We start from the raw sequence: 7,245 nt of genomic DNA on the forward strand, positions 1-7,245 counted from the left end.
TCATCAATTGCTGATTCCAGTTTTTTGCACAAGGTGCAAAGGGTTGTAGAATTAGTTTTGTAGACAGTATCTCCAGATGTATTTATGATTATACCGTTTTTGGATGTCGCTTTGCTGTAGTTGTTTGCAATTTCTTTGGCTTTTTCGAAATCGAAATATTTATTATTTATACAAGTGTCAATTGTCATGCGTTCTCCAGAAATGTTAGTTATGCAATAAATACTATTATAATTATAGCGTTTTCATGGATTTAGTAAAGGCAAAAAAAGACGAACATATTATTGTTCGTCTAAGTTTATGATTGAAATTTGCTCTACAGCAGGAAGATTCCTCTGTTTTCGCATTCTGTTTTCATGTCTGATGGCCAGATTGAAGATTGAACTTCTCCTATATGTGCTTTTCTCAGGAAGAACAAGCATAGTCTGGACTGTCCAATTCCTCCGCCAATAGTGTAGGGAAGCTTTTTGTTGAGGATCATGCTATGGTATTCAAACTTTTTCCTGTCTGTATCTCCTGTGATTTCAAGCTGTTTTTCAAGAGTATCCTCGTCAACTCTTATACCCATTGAAGATATTTCGAGTCCAAGCTCAAGTATTGGATTCCAAAGAAGAATATCTCCGTTTAGTGACCAGTCATCGTAGTCAGGTGCTCTTCCATCGTGCTTTGTACCAGATGCCAGTTCTCCGCCAATTTCTGAAATGAAAACTGCACCATATTTTTTTGTCACCTCAGTTTCTCTTTGCTTTGGAGATAGATCGGGATAGGTGTCCTCTAGATCCTGTGCTGAAACAAAAGTTATATTTTCAGGAAGGATCTCGTCAAAGAATTCATATTCCCCTGCAAGATATTTGTCAAGCTCTTTTAAACTTGTATAGATTTTGGTTACAGCATCATTGAGGTAGTCCGTGTTTCTGTCTTCTTTAAGTAGGATTTTTTCCCAGTCCCACTGGTCAACGTATATTGAATGAAGATTGTCAAGTTCTTCGTCTCTTCTTATTGCATTCATATCTGTGTAAAGACCTTCACCAGGGTTGAATCCGTACTTGTAAAGAGCCAATCTTTTCCATTTCGCCAAAGATTGTACTATTTCAACTCTTTTTTCGTAAAGATCTTTTATAGTGAAGTTTACAGGTCTTTCATATCCATTAAGGTTGTCGTTAAGTCCAGTTTCAGGTGCTACGAAAAGTGGTGCTGAAACTCTTGTTAGGTTTAATTGTGAAGATAGGCTTTTTTGAAAAAAGTCCTTAACTTTTTTTATTGCGATTTCAGTTTCCAGTACATTTAATTCAGATTTGTAGTTCACTGGATACAGTATTTTATCTATCATTATCTTTCCTCCTGGGAATTCATATAGAATCATTATATTATATTGAAAAAAAAATTCAATAAAAACATTTTAAAATTTGTAAAAATGATGGAAAAACGTTCTTAAAACTGTAAAAAACAGTTGATATTAGAAGTATTTATGATATAATATTGAGATAACTTACAGGGGTAAGTTTATTTATAATGTGGATTAAAGCGATAAAGTCATATAGTACATAAACGTATTATCAATTTTAAATCGATGATTATATCGTTTATATATATAAATAATATACAATTTTAGGAGGAAGCAATGGCTAAATTAGTCGGAAAAGAAAAAAATGTAGTATCAATAGAGTTTGAAATATCTCAACCTGAATTTCAGATAGGTGTTGAAAAAGCTTATAAGAAGATGAGAGGAAAAATTAATATTCCTGGATTCAGAAAAGGAAAAGCACCTAAAAAAGTTATCGAGATGAACTACGGCAAGGAAGTATTCTATCAGGACGCAATCGACATAGCACTTCCAGATGCATATGAATCAGCGATAAAAGAACTTGAAATCAATCCAATCAACAGACCTTCAATCGATGTTAAGGAAATGGAAGAAGGTAAAGATGTTTTAGTTACTGCAGATATTGAAGTTATACCTGAAGTAACTCTTGCAGATATTACAGCAGTTGAAGTTGAAAAAGCAGAGTATAATGTGACTGATGAAGATGTAGACAACGAAATGAAAAGAATGCAAGAGCAAAATGCAAGAATAATAACTGTTGAAGACAGAGCTATTGAAAACGGTAATACTGCAGTGATTGACTATGCAGGATTTAATGGAGAAGAGCAGTTTGAAGGTGGAACCGCTGAAAACCACTCACTTGAGATAGGTTCTAATTCATTCATACCTGGATTTGAGGAGCAGCTTATAGGTAAAAATACAGGAGAGGAAGTTGAAGTTAATGTGACTTTCCCTGAAGAGTATCATTCAGAAGAACTTGCGGGAAAACCTGTAGTATTCAAGGTTAAGATCAACGAAGTTAAGGCAAAAGAGCTTCCAGAGCTTGATGATGAATTTGCCAAAGACATAAGTGAATTTGATACATTTGAAGAAATGAAAGCTGATGCAAAAGAAAACATGATCAAGAGAGCTGAAGACAGTGGAAAAGTTGCAGACCAGAATGCTGCAGTAAATGCTTTCACTGAAGCTAGCGAAACATTTGTTCCTGATATACTTGTGGAAAATGAAATTGATTACCAGATCAAAAACTTTGAGCAGCAAATGTCAATGCAGGGAATCAACATGGAGGACTATTACAAAATGATTGGTTCAGACATGAGCGCTATGAGAGACAACATTAGACCACAGGCAGAAGTGAGTGCAAAAACTGAATTGGTTGTTGGAGCATTAATAAAACAACAAAAATTTGAAATTTCTGACGAAGAAATCAATGAAGAACTTGAAAAACTTGCAAAACAGTATAAAATAGAAGATGAAGAGAAAATAAACGAGTTCAAAGAAAATCTTAAAGCTCAAAGCATAGACTATATAAATGATACAATCCAAAGAAGAAAAGCTATTGAGTATCTGGTTGAAGAAGTTAAATTCGTCGAGAAAAAAGAAGAATCGGAAGAGGCAAAGGAAGATTCTGAAAAATAATTTATGGAGGTGCACGACATGCCATTAGTACCTTATGTAATTGAACAAACAGGAAGAGGAGAAAGATCCTACGATATTTATTCTAGACTTTTGAAGGAAAGAATCATTTTTCTTGGTGAAGAAGTATCGGATGCTTCAGCTAGTGTAATGGTAGCACAATTGTTATTTTTGGAAGCAGATGATCCAGATAAAGATATTCAAATATATATTAATAGCCCGGGTGGTTCCATAACTGCTGGAATGGCAATATATGACACGATGCAATATATCAAGCCTGATGTATCAACAATTTGCATAGGTATGGCTGCCAGCATGGGAGCATTCCTGTTGGCTGCTGGTGAAAAGGGCAAGAGATTTGCTTTACCAAGTGCTGAAGTAATGATTCACCAGCCATCTGGAGGATCTAGAGGACAAGCAACAGATATTGAAATTCAAGCAAAAAGAATTGTGAAGATGAAAGATGATTTGAACAAAATTTTATCAGATAGAACCGGACAACCCGTTGAAAAAGTTGCTGCCGATACAGAAAGAGATAACTTCATGACTGCAGCCGAAGCAAAAGAATATGGTTTGATTGATGAAGTTATCATGTATAGGAAATAAGGGGGGCTTTGATGTCAAAACATGACGATAAGCAATTAAGATGTTCATTTTGTGGTAAGACACAGGATCAGGTAAAAAGACTGATTGCAGGTCCAAATGTGTATATCTGCAATGAATGTGTAGAATTGTGTAAAGAAATAATCGATGAAGAAATAGACTTCATTGAGGATGAGGAATTTAAGAAACTACCTAAGCCTGTAGAGATTAAGAATTATCTTGATCAATATGTAATCAAGCAGGATGATGCAAAGAAAGCACTGGCTGTTGCAGTTTACAATCACTACAAAAGAATAAACAATAAGAAGAGAACCAAGGATGTTGAGCTTCAAAAGAGTAATATCCTTGTACTGGGACCTACAGGAAGCGGTAAGACGTACCTGGCTCAGGTACTTGCAAAGATGCTTAATGTACCATTTGCGATTGCAGATGCGACTTCACTTACTGAAGCGGGTTATGTTGGAGAAGATGTTGAAAACATCATCCTCAGACTTATCCAGGCTGCAGATTACGATATAGAATCTGCAGAAAAGGGCATTATCTATATTGATGAGATTGACAAGATAGCCAGAAGAGGCGACAATCCATCAATAACAAGAGATGTCAGCGGTGAGGGTGTACAGCAGGCCTTGTTAAAAATACTTGAAGGTACAGTTGCCAATGTTCCTCCTCAAGGTGGAAGAAAGCATCCACATCAGGAATTCATTCAGATTGATACTACAAATATTCTGTTTATCCTTGGTGGTGCCTTTTCAGGATTGGAAAAAATCATACAAAAAAGAGTTGGCAAGAAATCCATGGGATTTGGTGCTGATGTTGTGAACAACAGAGATAAGAGTTTTGGTGAGCTTATAATGAATGTAGAACCTGAAGACCTGCTTAAATTCGGACTTATTCCCGAGTTTGTAGGAAGGATGCCTATGATAGTAACCCTTAAGGAACTTGATAAGGAAGCATTGATTTCCATCATGACAACCACCAAAAACTGTTTGGTAGACCAATACAAAGAACTTTTTAAGATCGATGGTGTAGAGCTTGAAATCGAGGAGGGTGCTTTGGAGGAAATTGCTAAGCAGGCACTTCATATCAAAACCGGTGCCAGAGGATTGAGAGGAATTCTTGAAAAGGTAATGACGGATATAATGTTTGAAATACCTTCCAGAGATGACATAGAGAAATGCATAGTAACAAGAGAAACAATAGTCAATAAAACGGACCCTACTCTTGTATTGAGTTCCAAGTCCAAAATGAAAATTGACGAAAATCCAGAAACCGCTTAAAAAAAATGCCTGTTATCAGGCATTTTTTATTAAAGTTTTGAGAGTTTTAATATTGAATAAAGTTTAGATTACTGATAAAATTACAATGCTAGGAAATTTAAAGAAATGGAGTCGATAAATATGACAGTAAGTTATAGTACAGAAAACAAGATACTGCCTATGATTCCTCTAAGGGGAATGCATGTATTCCCGAATATGGTGGTACATTTTGATGTGGGAAGGGAAAAATCTATAAATGCTCTTGAAGAGGCAATGGTCAAGGATTCCGTAATTTTTCTTACTACCCAGAAGGATGCAAACATAGATGATCCTACAGAGGATGAATATTTTGAAATTGGAGTTGTCAGCAAGGTAAAGCAGATGCTTAAGATGCCTGGAGACAATATTAGAGTGCTCGTTGAAGGAGTCACAAGGGGAAGAATAATATCTGTTGTGGACGATGAGCCTTACTTAAAAGTAGAAATTGAAGAATACAACTATATGGAAGAGAATATTGAGATAGAAGACAAGACCGATGCTATGATGAGACTTATCAAAGAATCATTCGAGGAATACTGCACAATCAATACAAAGATTCCCGATGATGCAATAATATCTGTTAATGAAATAAACGAGCCAAACAGACTTTCAGATATGATAGTTTCCTATGTATTTTTGAAATCGGCAGACAAGCAGGAGCTTCTTGAATTACTAAATCCATATGAGAGACTAGAAAGACTTGAAGTACTTCTTAGACAGGAAATCAAGGTCATAGAACTTGAAGAATCAATAAACCAGAGAGTAAGAAAACAGATTAACCAGTTCCAGAAGGAATATTACCTGAAGGAACAGATGAAGGCTATACAGCAGGAACTTGGAGATGATTATGATACTGGAAGTGAAGTAGACGAATACATGTCCAAAATCCACAAGGCCAAGATGCCAAAGGAAGCTAGGGAAAAGGCTGAAAAGGAAGCAGGCAGACTGTTGAAAATCAATTCTTCATCACCTGAAGCTGGAGTAATCAGGACATATATTGATTGGCTTATAGATCTTCCCTGGAGCAAATCAACAAAGGACAACAAGGACATAGCTTTTGCAAGAAATGTTCTTGAAGAGGACCATTACGGACTTGAGGATGTAAAGGAAAGGATTCTTGAATTTCTTGCTGTAAGACAACTCAATCCAAAGATGAAAAGTCCTATTATATGTCTAGTTGGACCTCCAGGAGTTGGAAAGACTTCTATAGCTAAATCAATAGCAAGGTCACTTGGAAGAAAATTCATTAGGATGTCACTTGGTGGAGTAAGGGATGAGGCGGAGATAAGAGGTCACAGAAGAACTTATATTGGAGCTATACCTGGAAGGATAATCACAAACATATCCAAGGTTAAGTCAAATAATCCTGTATATCTTTTTGATGAAATAGACAAGCTTGCCAGTGATTTCAGAGGAGATCCTGCATCGGCTTTGCTTGAAGTACTAGATCCGGAGCAGAATGGAACTTTTACGGACCATTATCTAGAAACTGCCTTTGATCTATCAAGGGTTATGTTCATAACTACCGCAAATACTACAAGTACCATTCCAAGGCCATTACTGGACAGAATGGAGCTTATTGAAATATCAGGATACACAGACCAGGAAAAATTACAGATAGGAAAGAGATACCTTCTTCCAAAACAGCTTAAAGAACATGGTCTTACAAATGATGCTTTTAGGCTGTCAGACAATACTCTGACAGAAATAATTCAGAAATATACTCGTGAATCCGGTGTTAGAAATCTGGAAAGAAAAATAGGAAGCATAATAAGAAAGTCGGCAGTACAATTTGTTGAAAAGAAAAAGACAAGCATTACCGTTTCGAAGACTAACCTTGAAAAATATCTTGGAATACCTAGATACAGATATGATGAAGTAAACAAGACTGACCAGATAGGCATAGCTACAGGACTTGCATGGACTGCTGTTGGAGGGGTGACTCTTTTCATAGAGGTCAATCTAATGAACGGTGAAGGCAAAATACAGCTTACAGGACAGCTTGGAGACGTAATGAAGGAATCAGCTCAGACAGGTCTTAGCTATATAAGGGCTCATCTTGATAAACTTGATATAGATGAAGAGTTTTACAAGAAAAAGGATATTCATATCCATGTTCCAGAGGGAGCAATACCAAAGGACGGTCCTTCTGCAGGAATAACAATGGCTACTGCAGTTGTTTCAGCACTGACTGGAATTCCAATCAATAAGAATGTTGCCATGACTGGAGAAATTACCCTAAGAGGAAGAGTTCTTCCAATCGGTGGAGTAAAGGAAAAAGTCCTTGCGGCAAAACGTGCAGGAATAACAAAAATTCTGCTTCCAATGGATAACCTTAAGGATGGTGACCAGATTCCTGCAAATGTCAAGAAAACGGTAGAAATCGTA

Annotated in this window: 6 protein-coding genes; 4 read left to right on the plus strand and 2 right to left on the minus strand. The window is 36.5% G+C overall.

Going from position 1 to position 7,245, the window contains the following annotated elements; genetic code table 11:
• Together AC3AX0_RS04430 and asnA are read right to left on the minus strand one after the other, a co-directional pair.
• Nucleotides 1-188: hypothetical protein (locus AC3AX0_RS04430; protein ID WP_487549098.1), on the minus strand; the 188-nt coding region annotated here is incomplete at its 3' end.
• Nucleotides 189-313: 125 nt separating this feature from the next.
• Entirely contained in the window at nucleotides 314-1,327 is a 1,014-nt protein-coding gene (gene asnA, locus AC3AX0_RS04435) for an aspartate--ammonia ligase (protein ID WP_487549099.1), read from the minus strand.
• A 291-nt stretch (nucleotides 1,328-1,618) separates the two neighbouring features.
• Here asnA and tig point away from each other — a divergent pair, with 291 nt between their 5' ends.
• The 4 genes from tig to lon all read left to right on the plus strand — a co-directional run.
• Nucleotides 1,619-2,959: a trigger factor gene (gene tig / locus AC3AX0_RS04440; protein WP_487549100.1), complete on the plus strand. Its 1,341-nt coding sequence runs from the start codon at nucleotides 1,619-1,621 to the stop codon at nucleotides 2,957-2,959.
• A gap of 18 nt (nucleotides 2,960-2,977) precedes the next feature.
• Entirely contained in the window at nucleotides 2,978-3,562 is a 585-nt protein-coding gene (gene clpP, locus AC3AX0_RS04445; protein WP_487549101.1) for an ATP-dependent Clp endopeptidase proteolytic subunit ClpP, read from the plus strand.
• An 11-nt stretch (nucleotides 3,563-3,573) separates the two neighbouring features.
• Nucleotides 3,574-4,839, plus strand: a complete 1,266-nt coding sequence (gene clpX, locus AC3AX0_RS04450; protein WP_487549102.1) for an ATP-dependent Clp protease ATP-binding subunit ClpX — start codon at nucleotides 3,574-3,576, stop codon at nucleotides 4,837-4,839.
• Nucleotides 4,840-4,959: 120 nt separating this feature from the next.
• On the plus strand, nucleotides 4,960-7,245 hold a 2,286-nt coding region (lon, locus tag AC3AX0_RS04455), incomplete at its 3' end, for an endopeptidase La (RefSeq protein ID WP_487549103.1).

This window comes from Dethiosulfatibacter sp., assembly GCF_983023055.1.

Bases quoted from the DNA above. Each gene is read 5' to 3' on its own strand.
- asnA (WP_487549099.1), bottom strand. From the start codon at position 1,327: ATGATAGATAAAATACTGTATCCAGTGAACTACAAATCTGAATTAAAT.
- tig (WP_487549100.1), top strand. From the start codon at position 1,619: ATGGCTAAATTAGTCGGAAAAGAAAAAAATGTAGTATCAATAGAGTTT.
- clpP (WP_487549101.1), top strand. From the start codon at position 2,978: ATGCCATTAGTACCTTATGTAATTGAACAAACAGGAAGAGGAGAAAGA.
- clpX (WP_487549102.1), top strand. From the start codon at position 3,574: ATGTCAAAACATGACGATAAGCAATTAAGATGTTCATTTTGTGGTAAG.